The 15,828-nt window shown below is 35.4% G+C and carries 13 protein-coding genes and 2 pseudogenes; 5 read left to right on the top strand and 10 right to left on the bottom strand.

Annotation, left to right across the window (positions count from 1 at the left end):
* Positions 1-66 precede the first annotated feature (66 nt).
* Positions 67-4,680, bottom strand: a complete 4,614-nt coding sequence (locus tag MKL36_RS02800; RefSeq protein ID WP_086374107.1) for a hypothetical protein — start codon at positions 4,678-4,680, stop codon at positions 67-69.
* A 164-nt stretch (positions 4,681-4,844) separates the two neighbouring features.
* Here MKL36_RS02800 and MKL36_RS02805 point away from each other — a divergent pair, with 164 nt between their 5' ends.
* Entirely contained in the window at positions 4,845-5,369 is a 525-nt protein-coding gene (locus MKL36_RS02805) for a GNAT family N-acetyltransferase (RefSeq protein ID WP_000651608.1), read from the top strand.
* 9 nt (positions 5,370-5,378) lie between these two features.
* Positions 5,379-5,453 (top strand): annotated as a pseudogene (locus MKL36_RS02810) (TetR/AcrR family transcriptional regulator); the annotation flags it as partial.
* 96 nt (positions 5,454-5,549) lie between these two features.
* Here the strand turns inward: MKL36_RS02810 and MKL36_RS02815 are convergent.
* From MKL36_RS02815 to MKL36_RS02840, 6 genes are all read right to left on the bottom strand, one after another.
* Positions 5,550-6,224, bottom strand: a complete 675-nt coding sequence (locus tag MKL36_RS02815; RefSeq protein WP_021510671.1) for a hypothetical protein — start codon at positions 6,222-6,224, stop codon at positions 5,550-5,552.
* A gap of 7 nt (positions 6,225-6,231) precedes the next feature.
* A complete protein-coding gene (locus tag MKL36_RS02820) occupies positions 6,232-7,047 on the bottom strand; it encodes a PAAR domain-containing protein (protein WP_021510670.1) in 816 nt (271 codons plus the stop codon).
* A 176-nt stretch (positions 7,048-7,223) separates the two neighbouring features.
* Entirely contained in the window at positions 7,224-7,925 is a 702-nt protein-coding gene (locus tag MKL36_RS02825; RefSeq protein WP_021510669.1) for a hypothetical protein, read from the bottom strand.
* A complete protein-coding gene (locus MKL36_RS02830; protein WP_000410751.1) occupies positions 7,922-8,134 on the bottom strand; it encodes a hypothetical protein in 213 nt (70 codons plus the stop codon). Before MKL36_RS02830 ends, MKL36_RS02825 begins: the two co-directional genes overlap by 4 nt.
* Before the next feature lie 124 nt (positions 8,135-8,258).
* Complete coding sequence (locus tag MKL36_RS02835) at positions 8,259-9,062, bottom strand: SDR family NAD(P)-dependent oxidoreductase (protein WP_031222611.1); 804 nt, start codon at positions 9,060-9,062, stop codon at positions 8,259-8,261.
* Positions 9,063-9,079: 17 nt separating this feature from the next.
* On the bottom strand, positions 9,080-10,000 hold the full coding sequence (locus MKL36_RS02840) for an alpha/beta hydrolase (protein WP_005131840.1): 921 nt from the start codon (positions 9,998-10,000) through the stop codon (positions 9,080-9,082).
* Between the two features lie 190 nt (positions 10,001-10,190).
* On the opposite strand from MKL36_RS02840, the gene MKL36_RS02845 reads away from it, so the two are divergent.
* Positions 10,191-11,219, top strand: coding sequence for an AraC family transcriptional regulator (locus MKL36_RS02845; protein WP_031222609.1), 1,029 nt, complete (start codon positions 10,191-10,193; stop codon positions 11,217-11,219).
* A gap of 73 nt (positions 11,220-11,292) precedes the next feature.
* Here the strand turns inward: MKL36_RS02845 and adeT1 are convergent, their stop codons facing one another.
* Positions 11,293-12,288: a putative multidrug efflux protein AdeT1 gene (gene adeT1, locus MKL36_RS02850; RefSeq protein WP_000373596.1), complete on the bottom strand. Its 996-nt coding sequence runs from the start codon at positions 12,286-12,288 to the stop codon at positions 11,293-11,295.
* 231 nt (positions 12,289-12,519) lie between these two features.
* Between adeT1 and MKL36_RS02855 the strand changes: the two genes are divergently transcribed.
* Complete coding sequence (locus MKL36_RS02855) at positions 12,520-12,933, top strand: hypothetical protein (RefSeq protein WP_021510667.1); 414 nt, start codon at positions 12,520-12,522, stop codon at positions 12,931-12,933.
* A gap of 25 nt (positions 12,934-12,958) precedes the next feature.
* Here MKL36_RS02855 and adeS read toward each other — a convergent pair whose 3' ends face one another.
* Both adeS and MKL36_RS02865 read right to left on the bottom strand, forming a co-directional pair.
* Complete coding sequence (adeS, locus tag MKL36_RS02860; protein WP_021510666.1) at positions 12,959-14,044, bottom strand: two-component sensor histidine kinase AdeS; 1,086 nt, start codon at positions 14,042-14,044, stop codon at positions 12,959-12,961.
* Positions 14,045-14,075: 31 nt separating this feature from the next.
* Positions 14,076-14,552 (bottom strand): annotated as a pseudogene (locus MKL36_RS02865) (winged helix-turn-helix domain-containing protein); the annotation flags it as partial.
* Between the two features lie 70 nt (positions 14,553-14,622).
* Between MKL36_RS02865 and MKL36_RS02870 the strand changes: the two are divergent.
* A protein-coding gene (locus MKL36_RS02870; protein ID WP_085944219.1) for an IS3 family transposase occupies positions 14,623-15,767 on the top strand; the annotation gives its coding sequence in 2 pieces (ribosomal slippage) (positions 14,623-14,887 and positions 14,887-15,767; 1,146 coding nt in all).
* Positions 15,768-15,828 lie beyond the last annotated feature (61 nt).

A 15,828-nucleotide genomic window follows, 5' to 3' on the forward strand; every position in this document is an offset into this window, starting at 1 on the left:
GAAAAGCACCGTACCCTTAATTAGAGTTTAATTATTGTGGTACGGTTTTCAGATATTTTAAATTATTTATGCCAGAAGTCCGAAATCAAGCTTGTCTGTCATATTCCTTGTAAATGAATGATTACTAGCTAACAATTCGTCCCACATATCTAAACAATAATCTAGTGTTTCATCATCTTTATCATTTTCTGCTTGATCATATAATCGTTGAATGACTCTCGTGATAGCATTTGTATCCATACGGCTTACTAATTCTTGAGTATTTAACTTAAGAATATTTTGAATCATGATAATAATAAGGTCACTAAATTGAGCCATATTCATAGAACTTTTTTCTATTGAGCGTAAAACGTTATAAATATTATGATTTAAGGCTTTTGAGTGAACATATATTTTGAAAAACTCCCGAGCGTATCTTTTCGACCAAAACTTTTGATTAAAAAAACGCCCTATATTTTTAAGAATTTCCTCGTTTTCTGAATTAACTAAGATCTCAAAGATCTGTTTCATTTTTGAGTGATCATATCCTTTTGTATCATCACCAAGAAGTTGGCTAATTACTGAAGCATAACCCAAAAGACTTTCATGATTTTTGCACTGGAGGCCTTGTTTCAGCTCTTCTTCAAATAAACCATTGAATAACCATCGAGCAATAACTTGTTTATGACCTTCTTTTCTAACATCTTGATATGGAGAACCCACCATCATTTGTACAAGAGCTATAAATGACTCTTTAAATTCACTACTAAATGCATTATTGAAATAGTAGTAATAGCCATGACTTAAGGTATTTCTAATGTCTTTTTGGCATAATTTTATAAACTTTTGAAAAGCATAATTACGTTCATAATTATACATGGGTAGAAGTAAATCAGCAGTTGCCATTCTTACAGCCGCATGTTCATCATTTAAAGCATTTTCAATAAGATATTTGTGAGAAAGAGCATATTCTTGATCATCCCAAAATTTTTCAGCCAATCCTTTGTATGCGCTTCCTCTTGTACAGTTAAGAATATTTCCAGATAAATCATGGCTTGAAATTTCATCTATTTGATTAGGTTGACCTCCTCTATGAATATTTAATTTATTTGGTAATGGATCATCCGCTGATAAAGCAATATCTTCCAGTAGTTTTAAGTATTTTGGAGATAGTAATTTAACTCTTCCAGAAAGTAGTTTTTGGAGTGCTCTAGAATAATTTATAGATGAAAAATGATCGATAACTTGTTCAATCAAATCAATAGGACAGGGGGTCCATTGTTCTTTTAGATGCTCTGGAACTTGATCAAGACTATTTTCACTTAATCCTGCATATAAAGCATTAATATAATCTTGATGAATATTTTTCGGTAAGGTCAAAGCAAATTCTGCAAAACGTTTAGGTTCATCATTCACAGCACTTCTAAAATTACTTGAAAACTGCTGAATACTACATTCGGTGCTTTCCTGATCAAATTTAAAGCCTTTAAATTCTTTGGGATCTGTCAGTATTAGTTTTTTCCAAGCCTTATTGGATAATTTTCCAGCATCTTTAATTGGCGATTTAATAGTATTGACTAGACTATTACTTCGATGGCAAAAATCATCATCTGTATATTTTGAAAATTTACGATTGAGTACACTAATTATTTGTGTAGATTTATTGGAAATACGTGAGGTATCCAATTTAGGCAGTAAATGATATTGAGTTTTACCCCAATAAAGTTTGTAGTAGTTTTTACGTGTAGCTTCTAAGCACCATCTAATTTCTTCTAACTCATAATCAGGGGGAAAATAATAAATTGTATTTTCAAGTTGCTCAAAGTTTTTTTGATTACAATGAGGTGAAAATTTTTCTATGAGTTTACCCGCTGATATCCAAACGGGTTCTTCATAATCATTTCCTAATTTGAACCTATGATTTGGGTTGTCTAACAGCCATTCAATTACAAAATCAGCATGATCTATCTCAAGATTTAAAAGAGCATTACCATATATACGATTAAATATTAGATTGGGATTATTTTTTAATGGGACTAATATTTGAAAAAGTTCAATAGATTGTAAAGCCACATTCTGAGAAGCTTTAATGATGAGAGTGAACAAGGCTTTGTATATAAAAGTCTCAAATGATGTTCTTGTAGCATATTCTTCAGACCATTTAAAAGCATCAAAATCCTTAATTAGAGGCTCAGCAAAATACTGATCTAAAAAAGGTAAAAAAATCCTTAGCACATCTTGTGAATGGCTTTCAGCAAGTTTCTCAATACACTCTGTGTCGTAATCAGACCATTCTTCTGTTGAGCTTAGTCTTGTATATAATTCTTCATTACACATGAGCTTTAATAGATGCAAAGCTCTCAATGGATATTCTTTGGTTAAGTCATCCCAAAAAATATAGCGACTGCTGACTCCATTTTGAGTTAGCTCAATGCGAAGATTAAATAATTCCTCTGAATCATCACTCATTTTCCAACATAAACAGTTGTATATCTTTTGATTCCACTCAGGTGATCGATTCACAAACTTAGATAATTCATTAATTAACAAGTTTGGAGCTTTATCAGAAACTGAGCTTAAAAGCTCTAGAGCTTTAGATTGCATATCACTATTCTCATCTAACCAATCACTTAAATAATGATTTTCAGAAAGATATTGAACGAGTGTAGGGCAACCGCTACAACTTAATCTTATAAAATGAGGTGCTAGATCAGAATCTGAAATGATCTTATTTATAAGCTTTTTAAGGGGAGCTTTAAAGTTCTCTATATGCCGTAATGTACTAAATACCAATGATTTTAAGTGGAAACGAATCTCAGAATGAAAAAGAACTGCTTCAATACAATTACAGAAAGCTCTTTCATCTGCTTCATATAACATTGCGAGTGCATATCTGAGATGCTCTCGTTTTAAAAGGGTTTGTTGATTTTTGGGACCTAATTCATGTAAGAAATCTTCAGGTGAACTAAGACCTTGCGAATATAACTTTTTTCCTATTGCATAATCATGGATTGCTTGATGTCTAAAACTAATTTCTCTATTTTGCTCAGTGAGTAATCCGACAGAAATCATAGCTTTCTTAATTTCTGATGAACCAATTGATAACTGAGTTGATGAAACACTTAATTTGTTAGCTTGATTCATTAAATTTATAACTTCATTGAAGAAGTTTTCACTATTTGCTGTGGAAATACTATGACTATCAGTGAGTTGTTTAAATCTATCATCGATGAAAGATCTGATTAAATCTAATTTTGTTGTAAATTTAGGAGCGAACCCTAAATCATTGGCTAAATCCATATAAATACCTAGCCATAAAGGAATTTTTAAAATATTCTGTTGCTCATTACTCAACTGATCATAGTCTTCAAATTGGCTAACATATGGCTTAATCTGATCTGGCTCAAACAGTTTTAATTCCATCTGTTTGACCTCACTATTGAGTTCACTGATCCAATTTCTTAGGCGTACATCATCTTCAAGCTCAAAGTTTCTTGTTGCCATAATAATTTTTATATTGGTATTGCTATATTGGCGTAGTAAAAGAATCTCTTTAACCATTTTAATGCATATATCTAATGCATTTGATGAGTGAAGAGCAGTCCAACGAAGAGCATCTAATTGATCAAGCAAGATGATAATTTCTTGACTCTGTCCATATTTTTCTAAGCAAGCAATAGGCGAATACGGAAATCCTAAATCTTTTCCAAATTGATCGAGATTTTTTTTAGGAACTCGTCTATCTAGTCGAATAGGAAGAACAATAGCCCCAGATCGAACAAAATGTTTTTTCAAATCTAATAAGAAAGCGCTCTTGCCAACCCCTGCATCAGCTTTAATTATTGTGATTGGGTTATTATTAACAGTATCTAATGTAGTACTAAACTCGGCACGTTGAATGTTTTGTTGTGATATTAAATAAGGCTCGATTGAGTGATCAAACTCATCATTTAGCGTTGCTATTACATCGGATATATGAGGATGACCCGGATAGGTTTTAAAAGAAAAGTGGTGGACTTCTAAATCTGTTTTAAGAATATGAGATGTAATATGTGTTCTTAACTTACCGCATTTAACAGGGTAACTTTGAAGGAAATGAACAAGCTGACTAGGAGGTTGATAAACCAGTTTTTCAGCTAATAATATACACAGTTCATTATCTATATCATCTTCATTAAATTTCTTTATTTCAAAACTCTTTAGAAAGTGAACAGCTTTATCTAAATCATCAGGATTTGATAGATTTAATTCTAATTTTGTACACAATTCACTAAATAATTTACGTCGTTCTTCACTAATATTTTGAATTTGATAATTGTAAAAATCAGAACTTGAACCTGTACTGTGTCTAGCACTTTCACAAATATCTTCTAGTATTCTAAATCCAATTCTTGAAACTACCTTGTAAGACTTTGAGCCAGATAGAATGTGCTGAAAACCCTTTGTTAGAAGTTCTTTAGATTGAAGAGTAGAAAGAGACCAAGCATCATCAGAAACATTTCCAATTTTGCATTGATGATGTTCTTTATATCCATCCAAATTACCAATAATAACATCTACAGCATCTTCATCTGGACCAATAGGTTCTACTTGTACATAAGAAATTTTTTCATCTAATAATCTTAAAAGCTGAAATGCGACCCAAGAGGATTCATAACGATTGCCAATTTTTTCTGCAAGGCCACCTGGTTCTAAAGACACAAATATTCCTCAATTTTAAAATATTTTTATTATTATAATTTATATATTTTTTTCTAGTTTTCCAATAAGTAACGTTGATAATATATTGGAAATTCAATATTTTTAAATTTAATAGGTAAAGATTAAAAATTAGTAAATTTTATTCAAATAAATTTGAGAAAAATATGAAAGATATCGAAATTTTAGAAATAAAAGAAATTGGCGATTATGAAGAAGGTTTATCGCTATTGTTAGAAGATTCTATCAATAGCGGAGCTTCAATAGGTTTCTTAGCTCCCCTAGAAAAGAATGAAGTCGTGAGTTATTGGCGTGAGGTCAACTATAAATTAGCACAAGGTAATAGCCGCCTATGGATTGCCACACAACAAGGAAAGATTGTGGGTAGTGTTCAATTATCCTTGGTAAGTAAAAAGAACGGCGTTCATAGGGCCGAAGTTGAAAAACTCATGGTTCTGACAACAGCAAGAAAACAAGGAATAGCAACATTACTAATGAATGAACTAGAAAATTTTGCGCGAGAAAAAGATTTACGCTTACTCGTTTTAGATACTCGTGAAGGCGATGTGTCCGAACTTTTATATAGCAAGATTGGATTTGTTCGTGTGGGTGTCATTCCAAATTTTGCATTAAGTTCAAATGGGAACTACGACGGCACAGCGATTTATTATAAAAAGCTTGTTGGAAACTAGAAATAACTTCCAAACGCATATACAACCGCCGTGAGATATAGAACATGGTTAATGAATGAAATATATAGTCAGCTTAGAGTCTTAAGTCAGATGCTTCGATTTTTGTAAAAGCAATAAAAAAGCCCTAAATAATTAGGGCTATTCAATACATATCTATATAAGAAATGATCTTCAATCAGGTTATTTCTTATATAGCATAGATTCAAGAATTTCTTTAATAACAGCTGGGTCCACTACGTTTTCATACATAGTGTTGAAAGTATGTTTCTCATCTTCAGTGGTTTGAGCATTAACAATAGCTTTCAACTTTTGCTTATATTCAGTATGACCAGCTTGGTACATGGCAGCATAACTTGACCAGAGAGCATATTGCTTTTGTGGATTATCATTACTTAATTTTTCGTATTGTGCCTGATATAGCTTAGCTGCTTTTTCATAACAGCTATTAATTTGGTTTTCTGGCTTTTGCAATTTTCTTTGAATTAGACACTGAGTTTCTTGAATGCTTGCCGTGCTATCTAAAGCGAGAATTTTTGTTGCCAAAATATTGGCTTCATTTAAATAACCTAGTTGCAGTAGTACTTTTAATTTCAACTTTTGCACTTGTATGCTTGAATCATTGTCATTTGGAAATTTCTTTAAAAGTTTTTCCAACTTTGCTTGTGTGGATGTAATGTCAGCTTCTGTCTGAAGAGAGTTCATAATTTCATTGAACTCTGCCACAAGTGGTTTTAACGCTTCTTTTTGGTTATTAGATTGTTCACTCTGCACTTGGGTGATTTTGGTTGTGCTATTAGGGTTATTACATGCAGCAACCAAGGCACTTAATAATAGAATCGTTAATAATTTATTCATAACTTTTTTACACCTTGTGCGCCGCAGAGTTTAAGGAAAACTTATATTTTTTAATAGGAGGCATGGGATGTACAGAACCCACGGTATCCGAAATTACTGCGGTATATCCTAATTCAAGTTCTACATCAACGAGCTGTAAATTTGGTTCTGGCAACTTGATAGTACAACTTCCCAAAGGGGCCTTATTTTTATCTGTTGGCCAATATCCTTGATCACTTTTTAACTTGGTTCTGGCAATCTCTTTACCTTCCCGTGAAACAATTGCGGTCCCAAAAGGGTAAACAGTTCCCTTGTGGCTTAATGGAGCTGCATTAATAACTACACTTAAAAATAGTTCCTTGCCTTGAACTTTGTAGTTTAGAAAATAGCTTACAGCTCCATCCAGAGGTGTTACACCTTCATCACCTAAAAGAACAGCCTTATGGCTAATGTAGACATCAGTTTTATACTGCTCAATGTAATAGTTTTCATATTTTTCTTCTCTAAAACTATCAGTAGTCTGCTGTTTTTGTGACATTGGAGCTGATGAGGATTTTGCACCCGATGATGCTGCACCACCATTGTCTTGAACAACTAAGTTTTGTTGAGGCAGTAATTTGCAACCACAAGAGAGTGAATCATTAACACGAGCAGCAGCTTTCCCAAAGATTTGCATGTTTGGATCACCGGAGACAATAGTTGCAACGACTTTATGAGTTGGGCAAGTTGCTTTGTCGCCAACACAGGCAACGGGAATTCCGTCAATCAGGAACATACTATTCCCTGAGATTACTTGACCACCGCCAGTAGTAGGGCAGCCTATAGTTATATATGGTGTCGCCAAAACTATTCCTTCTTATTTTCATGAAGTGGTGGAATGATAGCAAAGAGGGGTAGACAGTGCTGTATAGTTTTATTTATCAGAATGCACAGCCCATACGACCAATAATAATGTAAATATCTCGATCTTTGTAAAGCAATTTAAAAAGCCCTGAGTATTCGGGGCTTTTCATTTAAGTTTTACTTTAATGATTCTGGTACATAATTTGATAAATCAGTACCATAAAATGACTCAATATCTGCATCATACAAAGACTTATATCTATCTTTTGATGCGACATCTTTAGTCTCATCAATAAATTTCTGTATTTTAGCTTTATAGTCAGTGTGACCAGCTTTATACATTTCAGTTAAATATACAAATTCGGCGTCTCTGTACTGGGGATCATTTTTGCTAGTCGATTTACTCAATTCGGTTTGTATGAGTTGGGCAGAAGCTTCGTGACACTGTTGAATTTTTACTTTGGCCTCATTTAATTTTTCAAGCAATGTACATCTAAACATTATCCGTTGAGGCAAGGGTTTCTCTTTGATTTGTTGCTCATTTAACTCATAAGCCTCTTTATACATACCAGACAGCATATAAATATTCATCAATGACATTTCTCTTTGTTTCTTGGCAGTAACTTTCTTAATTTCAGGTATTAAAGGTGCTAAAGCTTGTTTTATCTTTTCATCTTCACCAGAAGTCATAACTTCATTTGTGATTGTTTCATATCTATCTAAAATCGCTTTATCACTTGCGGACAATTTCGTTTTTACGTTTTGAGAGCTGCTTTTCTCAGTAGTATCTACCTTTGCTTGTTCATTTGATGCCTTGCTACAAGCAGTAACTCCAAATACAGAAATGAGAACAATAGTACTGATTAATTTTCTATTCATGATTTACGTCTTGATGCTGAATTTAAAGTAAAAGAGAAGCGAGTGTGAGGTGGGTTTGGTCGAACAGTACCGCCATCAAATTTTGCGGTGTAACCCATAGTTAAAGTTGCTTCTATAGTTGCTAAATCAGGTTTAGGTAGAGTTACCTTACACTGACCTACAGGCTTCTTAGAGTTATCTGTTGACCAAACGCCTTTTCCCTTTTCCAAACGTGTTTTTCCTAAACTTTGATTGTTATGCACAAGATCAAGTGTTGCGTATGGAAAAATTGTAGCATCACCGCTCTTAAAAGACCTAAAATGAATTATGGTTTTTCTTTGCCAAGAGCATAGTCTATTTAAGCTGTTTACGGTTAAAACCTAAAAACTCAATCACATTTCTAAACAGTGCGGGTGCTTTAGCAATCGGAGTATTTATTTTAGGTACAACAGTCATATCTTTACGCCGTTCTATACTTTCAACTACACCCGAGATAACTTCCTCAATAGAGATATATTTCCAAATACCCGAGTTACCTTTCCACACAGCTTTACCTGCTGGGTCATTTTGAATATTGTCCATTAATGGTGTTTTAAAGAAAGTTGGATGAAGGCTACCAACACCTATATTTAAATATTTTAATTCTAGACGAAGGCTATCACATAAAGCCCAAACGCCTGCTTTACTCGAAGTATAGTGAGTGTTTAATGGGGAGTGGACGAAAGCTGCCATTGAAGATACAGCCAGTAAGTATCCCTGAGTTTGTTTTACATACTGTATAGCTGCGCGAAAAGTACGAAATACTCCAGTAAGGTTAATATCAATCGTTCTTTCAAAAGTTTCTGGTGCCATATGTTCTAGTGCTTCGGTTGAAGCTATGCCTGCATTTGCAATTACCACATCAATTTTACCGAAGTGTTTAGCTGCATTTGCCATAGCAGTTTCTAGGCTTTCCAAAGAACGGACATCGGCAACCCAACCTGCGGCAATGCTTTTTCCACCTAGCTGTTTTGCCTGACTTTCAACTTTGCTCAGGTCTAAATCTAGTAGTGCTAGTTTTGCACCTTTGGCTTGTAATGCCTGAGCAATCGCAAGACCAAGACCACCTGTTGAGCCTGTAATCACCACAACTTTATCTTTTAATTCATACTTCGCCATTTAAAAACTCCTTTAACTTAAGCTTGAGCTACTGGAACAGTACGGTTAAGAAAATCAATTTGATCTTTCACCACATGTTCAAAGGCTTGACCTGTGTAAATGTCAAAATGACCGTATGAATAGGTTTTTATTTCTTTGTGAGGTGTACGCTTGGCATGACGTAGCGTGACTTTTGCAGGAGCAACAGTATCCGTTTCACAAATACAAAATAGAACTGGAGCTTTAATTTTTGGAGTCTTACGTCCCGGATAATAACGGATAATGTCCAACGCAAAACGTGCTGCCACGTAGTTTTTGTAGTTAGGTTCATCTTTAATTATGGACATAATTCCCGAATAAGCGTCTGAAGCAGTCATTAACGCCGTTTCATGCTCTAGTCCTGCAAGTTTAACCATAAGTGGATCTTTATTCAGCGCAGCTCCTATATGGTCACGTACAGCCAAAGCCGTAAGTTTTGCTGAAGTTATAGGACTCATGGCTAAACTAGAAGAAAGGCCATCGGTAAATGGACATTGTGAAACTACTGCGCAAATGTGGGCATTCTGAGCGGCAGTAGCTAATACATGACCGCCAGAAAAAGAACTTCCCCATAAAATAATCTTGTTTCTATCAACATTGGGTAGGCTACGAGCATATGCAATAGCGGCTTTCCAGTCTTCGAGCTGACTTTTTATATCTAGTAATTGTCGAGGTTGACCTTCGCTATCCCCAAAATAGCGATAATCAAACACTAAACAAGCATAACCCTCTGCCACGAAACGTTCGGCAAAAGCTGTTAAACGCATTCTTCGAGTACCACCCAGCCCATGTGCCATCACAATAATTGGTGTAGTGGCCTCTGTCGCTGGACGATATAAATAGGCGCTGCATTTCATGCCATTTGAATTAAACTGAACATCCAGTGGCGCTTGGGGCACATTATTTAGACTTTTACCCATCGTATTTTTCTCAATATTGGCTATAACACTATCTTCTAAAAAATAATGAGATAGGGCTTGATGAAAGCCGCCATATTGCTTGACACTTTGCGCCAAAATTTGGATTGAGCAGGTGTTTTAGTCATTTGCTTTTGCTTAAAAGCTTTAAGTACACTATTTGATATTTGACGCCAAATTAGAACTATACGAAATGAATGGATTGAATAAGCCGTTGTATAGAAGAAGGATTCCTGAAACCTATGTTCAGTTATTATTTGAATATCTCGAAAAGCTAGGACATGACCCAGAAAAGGTTCTTGGTGAACCATGGCCTAAAACAGATTCAAACCATTTAGAAGGCGTAGACGTTGATCATTGGGAAAGTCTTCTTGTTATCGCTAAAGATTATTTAAATGACCCTTTCATTGGCTTACATGTGGGCCAAACCATTACAGCTCAGCATCTGGGTGTTTTAGGTTCTGTATTTCTTGCGTGTGAAAATTTGGGAGCGGTTTTAGAAAGATTTGAGCGATACCAAAGGCTCGTATATGACGTGGTGCCAGCATCTGTACATATTTACCCTGAATATGTAGAGCTTTCATGGGATACCACAGACGATCAAACAGTCGGAGGCTTATCTGATGAAACGGGTCGTACCGTTATAGTTCAATTTTGCCGTAGCCTCATTAGAGGAAAAGAAAAACTAAAAGAAATACATTTTATTCATGAACAGCCTGAAAATGTTCAGCCTTACGAGGAGTATTTCGGTTGTCCTGTGCTTTTTGAACAGCCCGTGGCACTTATGCGTTTTGATAAGGACATGTTAAGTCTACCACTTAAAAATTCCGATGCAGCCTTAGTTGCCATACTAGAAAAGCATGCCGACAAGTTACTGGCAAGCCTGCCACATAGTGATGAAATTACAGATCAAGTCCGTAGACAGATTGCTTACTTACTTCATCAAGGCGAACCCACTATTGAACAGCTAGCAGAGCGATTAAATTATTCACGTAGAACCTTGCAACGCCGTTTAACCGAGGCAGGTACGAATTTTCGGAAAGAATTAAATACTGTCCGTTACGAATTAGCAAAATCGTATTTAAAAGATCTAAGGCTACAAATTGTAGAAATAGCCTTACTGTTAGGTTATGCCGAACACAGCCCATTTACACGGGCTTATAAAGAGTGGTCGGGTAAAACACCACAACAAGCTAGAGAAGAAATGAATGAATTAAGGTAGAACTTATACTATAGGTTCTACCTTTTAAGTCTATACAAATGCTTTAAAAAAGATATGCAGATGTTTTGAGTGTTCATTCATCGTTTAATGCACATTCAAAATTACTTGGGTTCTCTTTACATCTTACCTTTTTAAGAAAATTCATCATTTTAGGGTCATAAATACCTGCTTTGGTTAGCTGTATGCGTGCCTCGCGCATCATTTTCATATAGTTTAATTGTTCATTTTTAGGAATATCCATCCAATATTTTGAAGGAATATCACTTTCATATTTGGCAATAATACCAAATGTTCTATTGAGTTGGCTGGCTACCCAAGTTCGAGACTTTTGCCCAAAACCTGCTGGAAACTGATCTTTACGAATAATGAAATTTGCTGAAATTTGAGTCAAAGGAAAACGAACAATTGCTCCTTTCTCACCTAAACCTTTGTAGAGTTCAAAAGGTTTAAACGCCACAATAGGAGCGGGCACAATATCAATTTCATGGTTATTAAATTTTGCACCAGCATTGGTAACGTCTACCGATACAGCCTGACCACCAACATGTTGAACAAGCTTTGGTTGAGCTTCGTCGTATTTAAATACTCCAATTTTTTTACCGGCAGCCTTCGCGAGAGTATTTATACTTCTATCATTTACAAATAAATAGGCAGGACCAATTGTGCCTAAACCTGCAATTTCATAAGGACCTACCACCATGTTTTTTGCGGCCATGGGTGAGGACAACAGCTTATAGGCATTAATTGCCGTTTTCATATTTGTTAATGCACCAACCGCATCTAAAGATCCTGTGTATTTATTAAATTGACGGCCACGTAAACCGCTAATAATAGCGCCATCACATTTTCCAACTTTCAAATCTTCAGCTGCAACGCGTTCATCAACATATGCTTTTAAAGATAGATCAGCTCCCCAATTTTTTGCTTCAAGTGCATAATCTTTGGCTAAAGCGAAAGCGTCTCCCGATTTACCAATTGGGTCAAACACACAGACGACTTGTTGTTTGGCATAAAGAGTTGTTGTTAAACATGTACTTGTAATAAGTAAAATAGCTTTAAAACGATCCATATCTAGTTATCCATTATTTAAATTATAAAAATTATTTTATAAATCTGGTTAAGGTTAGATATGGCATTTCAATAAAAATTTTAAGGTAAAAAGTCAAAAGACAGCTTGGGATTAGGAAGCCTTTATAACGTTTAAAAAAGTACTTAAAGTCTAGAGCTCTTAAAAACAGTTACTCCCTAAAGAAAAAGTGAGTAACATTAAACATTAGAATACTTATTACGCATCACAGCTATGAAGAAAAATACAAAGCTTGATCAAGACAAGCTATTTATTAAATTATTATTTAAATCTACCTCTGAAGTAACAGATGAGGAAATTGAGTACTATCGAAAGTATCCCGACCAAATTGACCAAGTCACTGCACCCCTAAACATTCATAAAATATTCTTGTGGGCGGGCGCCTTATTGGGAGTTGTGGTGGTAGCTGTAGCTAAATTTCTTAAATTTTCAGGCTCATTAGATTTTTTGTCGGAGGGAGTGCTCGAGTTTGTTATAGATATTATTTATGAAACCGGTATAGCCTTAATTGGCGCTGCAGTTACAGCTTATATGTTAGGTGTCCTATTAAACAAACAACAAGAAAATGCCACAAAGTGGCGAGAAGAAATTCGTAGAAGAGTAAAAGAGAGTGAGGGGGCACTTTAACTCTAAGATTTTTTAATTTAGCGAATTACCCTATCTCTTCATGACCCATAGAAATTTTTATAGTGAAAACACTTTTCGAGCCTTGATTGCTATATTGAATAGTGCCTTTCAGTGCCACAATAATTGCATGTACAACAGCAAGACCTAAACCTGTGCCTCCAAATTCTTTATTCCTTGATTCTTCTAATCTGAAGAAAGGCTTAAATAAATCGTCTTGGAACTCGGTTGCAATGCCGGGGCCTTCATCTTCAATTTTTAATATCCAGTTTTGTGATGCTACTTCCGAGGAAATTTTAAGTTTACCTGCATTTGAATAGCGAATCGCATTATCAATTAAAGCAATTAAAACTTGCTCAATACGACGGCGGTCGCAATATACAGGAGTGGAAGTTAGGTCAAGTTCTGGTACTAGCTTAGCTTGATCCAAACGATCTTCAAATGCTTTAAGAACTTTTTCAACTACCGCCTTAAAGTCAAACAATTCATAATTTAACCGGAGTTGCTGGTTCTCTACTAAGCTTAAAGTCCGTAAGTCTTCGACTAAGTGAGATAAACCTTCAACTTGATTTAAAAGGCTTTTAAATAGGACTTCATCAGGTTTAAAAACGCCGTCGATGATGCCTTGTAAACGACCTTGTAATATCGTTATAGGCGTTCTTAACTCATGTGCAATGGCTGCATTCCAAACCTGCGCATTTTTAACGGAAACCTCTAGCTTTTGAGCCATATCATTAAAATTATATAAAAGCTCCGACATTTCGGCGGAGTGAATTCGGTTATCGTAAGCTCTAGCAGAGAGGTCGCCGTGACTAATTTTTTTTGCTGCTTCGGCTAAGAAGTTAATTGGCACAATAAAACGCTTTGCGAGGCGCATGCCAATCACTAATGAAATAATACAGCCGCAAAAGATAACAGTGGCTAACCAGATCCAGTCTACAAAATGAAAACTGGTCCAATCTTCTTGTTGAAATGAGCTTAAACTAATCCAGCCTTTTTCAATCGCATAGTTATAAATGACATAACCCAGTACTACTGAAAATAGCGTAACGCTTAAATTTACAATAGTTAAGGCAATAAAAAGTTGCTTACTAATTCCTAACTTACTTTTCATAAAATATTCCCTAGCTATTTTTTAATATTATTTAGGCATCATCTTTTACAGCTAGGGGATTATCTAGCCTATATCCCACGCCACGCACATTAATTAACATTTGAAATATGCCTTGTTCTTCTAGTTTTTTTCTCAGCTTACTTACATGGCTATCTACGGTTCGCTCTAGTGCATCGCTATCATTCATGCAGTGATTCATAAGTTCTCCGCGCGTAAAAACTTTATGAGGCTGGTCAATCATGAATGAAATAATTTTATATTCAGTCAGCGTCAGATTAAGCAAGATCTTCTTATTCTCAGAGTGTATATAAACGCTATGAGTGTCGGTATCAATTTCAATATTTTTATAGAGTTTATTTTTATTAGCTGCTTTGTTTGCAAACTGAGTACGTCTTAAGACTGCCTGAACTCTAGCGATGACTTCATTTGGGTTAAAAGGCTTCACCACAAAGTCATCTGCACCTATGCGTAATGCCATAACTTTATCAATATCTTGATCTAGAGAGGTGGATCAGGAAATTTGAACAACACTTATAAGTGATATTTTGCTCCCCAAATGATGTTATAAACATCAATATATGGAGTATTTTATGGCACGTAGACCAAGAAGAAATCATTCAAATGATTTTAAAGCTAAGGTAGCACTTGCTGCGATTAAAGCAGAAAAAACACTTGCTGAATTGAGTGCTGAATTTGATGTTCATCAAAACCAAATTATCGACTGGAAAAATCAACTGATTTCAGCTTCCTCGCAAGCTTTCGATCAATCAAAAGCTCCAACAGAACCACCCATCGATCTAAAAAAACTACATGCAAAAATCGGTGAGCAGGCATTAGAAATTGATTTTTTAGAAGGTGTGTTGAAGAAACTGGGCCGCTTCAACCACAAAAGTTAATCGATGACTCACTTCAGATTTCAGTATCTAAGCAAGCTCAGCTGCTGAAAGTCTCCCGTGGTTGTTATTACTATCGCCCAAAACCTGTGAGTGCATCAGATCTGAAGCTGATGCGGTGTATGGATGAGTTACATATGCAATACCCTTTTGCAGGTAGCCGTATGATGCGTGATTTGTTGAATCGTCAAGGACATCATATAGGACGACGTCATACACGTACTTTAATGAAGAAAATGGGCATTAATGCGTTATATTGCAAACCAAATTTAAGCCAGGCTAATCAAGCTCACCGCAAATATCCATATCTGCTCAAAGGATTGGCTATTCAGCGCAGTAATCAAGTGTGGTCTACGGATATAACGTATATCCCTATGGCAAAAGGCTTTGTTTATTTATGTGCTGTGATTGATTGGCATAGCCGCAAGGTACTTGCGCATAGAGTATCGATTAGTATGGAGGTTACATTTTGCATAGAAACATTAAATGAAGCTATTGAAAAATATGGTCGACCTGAAATATTTAATACAGACCAAGGCAGTCAGTTTACCAGTGATGCATTTATTGATGTATTGAAATCAAATGACATCCAAATCAGCATGGATGGTAAAGGTCGATGGGTTGATAATGTGATGGTTGAACGATTATGGCGGAGCGTTAAATATGAAGAGGTGTATCTCAAAGCCTACAGCAATGTTTTGGATGCGAAGAAGCAATTAAACGCATATTTTGAATTTTATAATTTGAAACGACCTCATTCGAGTCTGGACAAAATGACTCCAGATGAGTTTTACTATGACCAGCTACCACAACAAAATAAGGTAGCTTAACTAGAGCAGAGTATCACTTATAAATAAGCTTTTAGTTGTTCAAACATGTGGGACCACCTCT

Origin of the sequence: Acinetobacter sp. AOR12_HL (assembly GCF_027855275.1) — a bacterium.
Classification (GTDB): domain Bacteria; phylum Pseudomonadota; class Gammaproteobacteria; order Pseudomonadales; family Moraxellaceae; genus Acinetobacter; species Acinetobacter baumannii.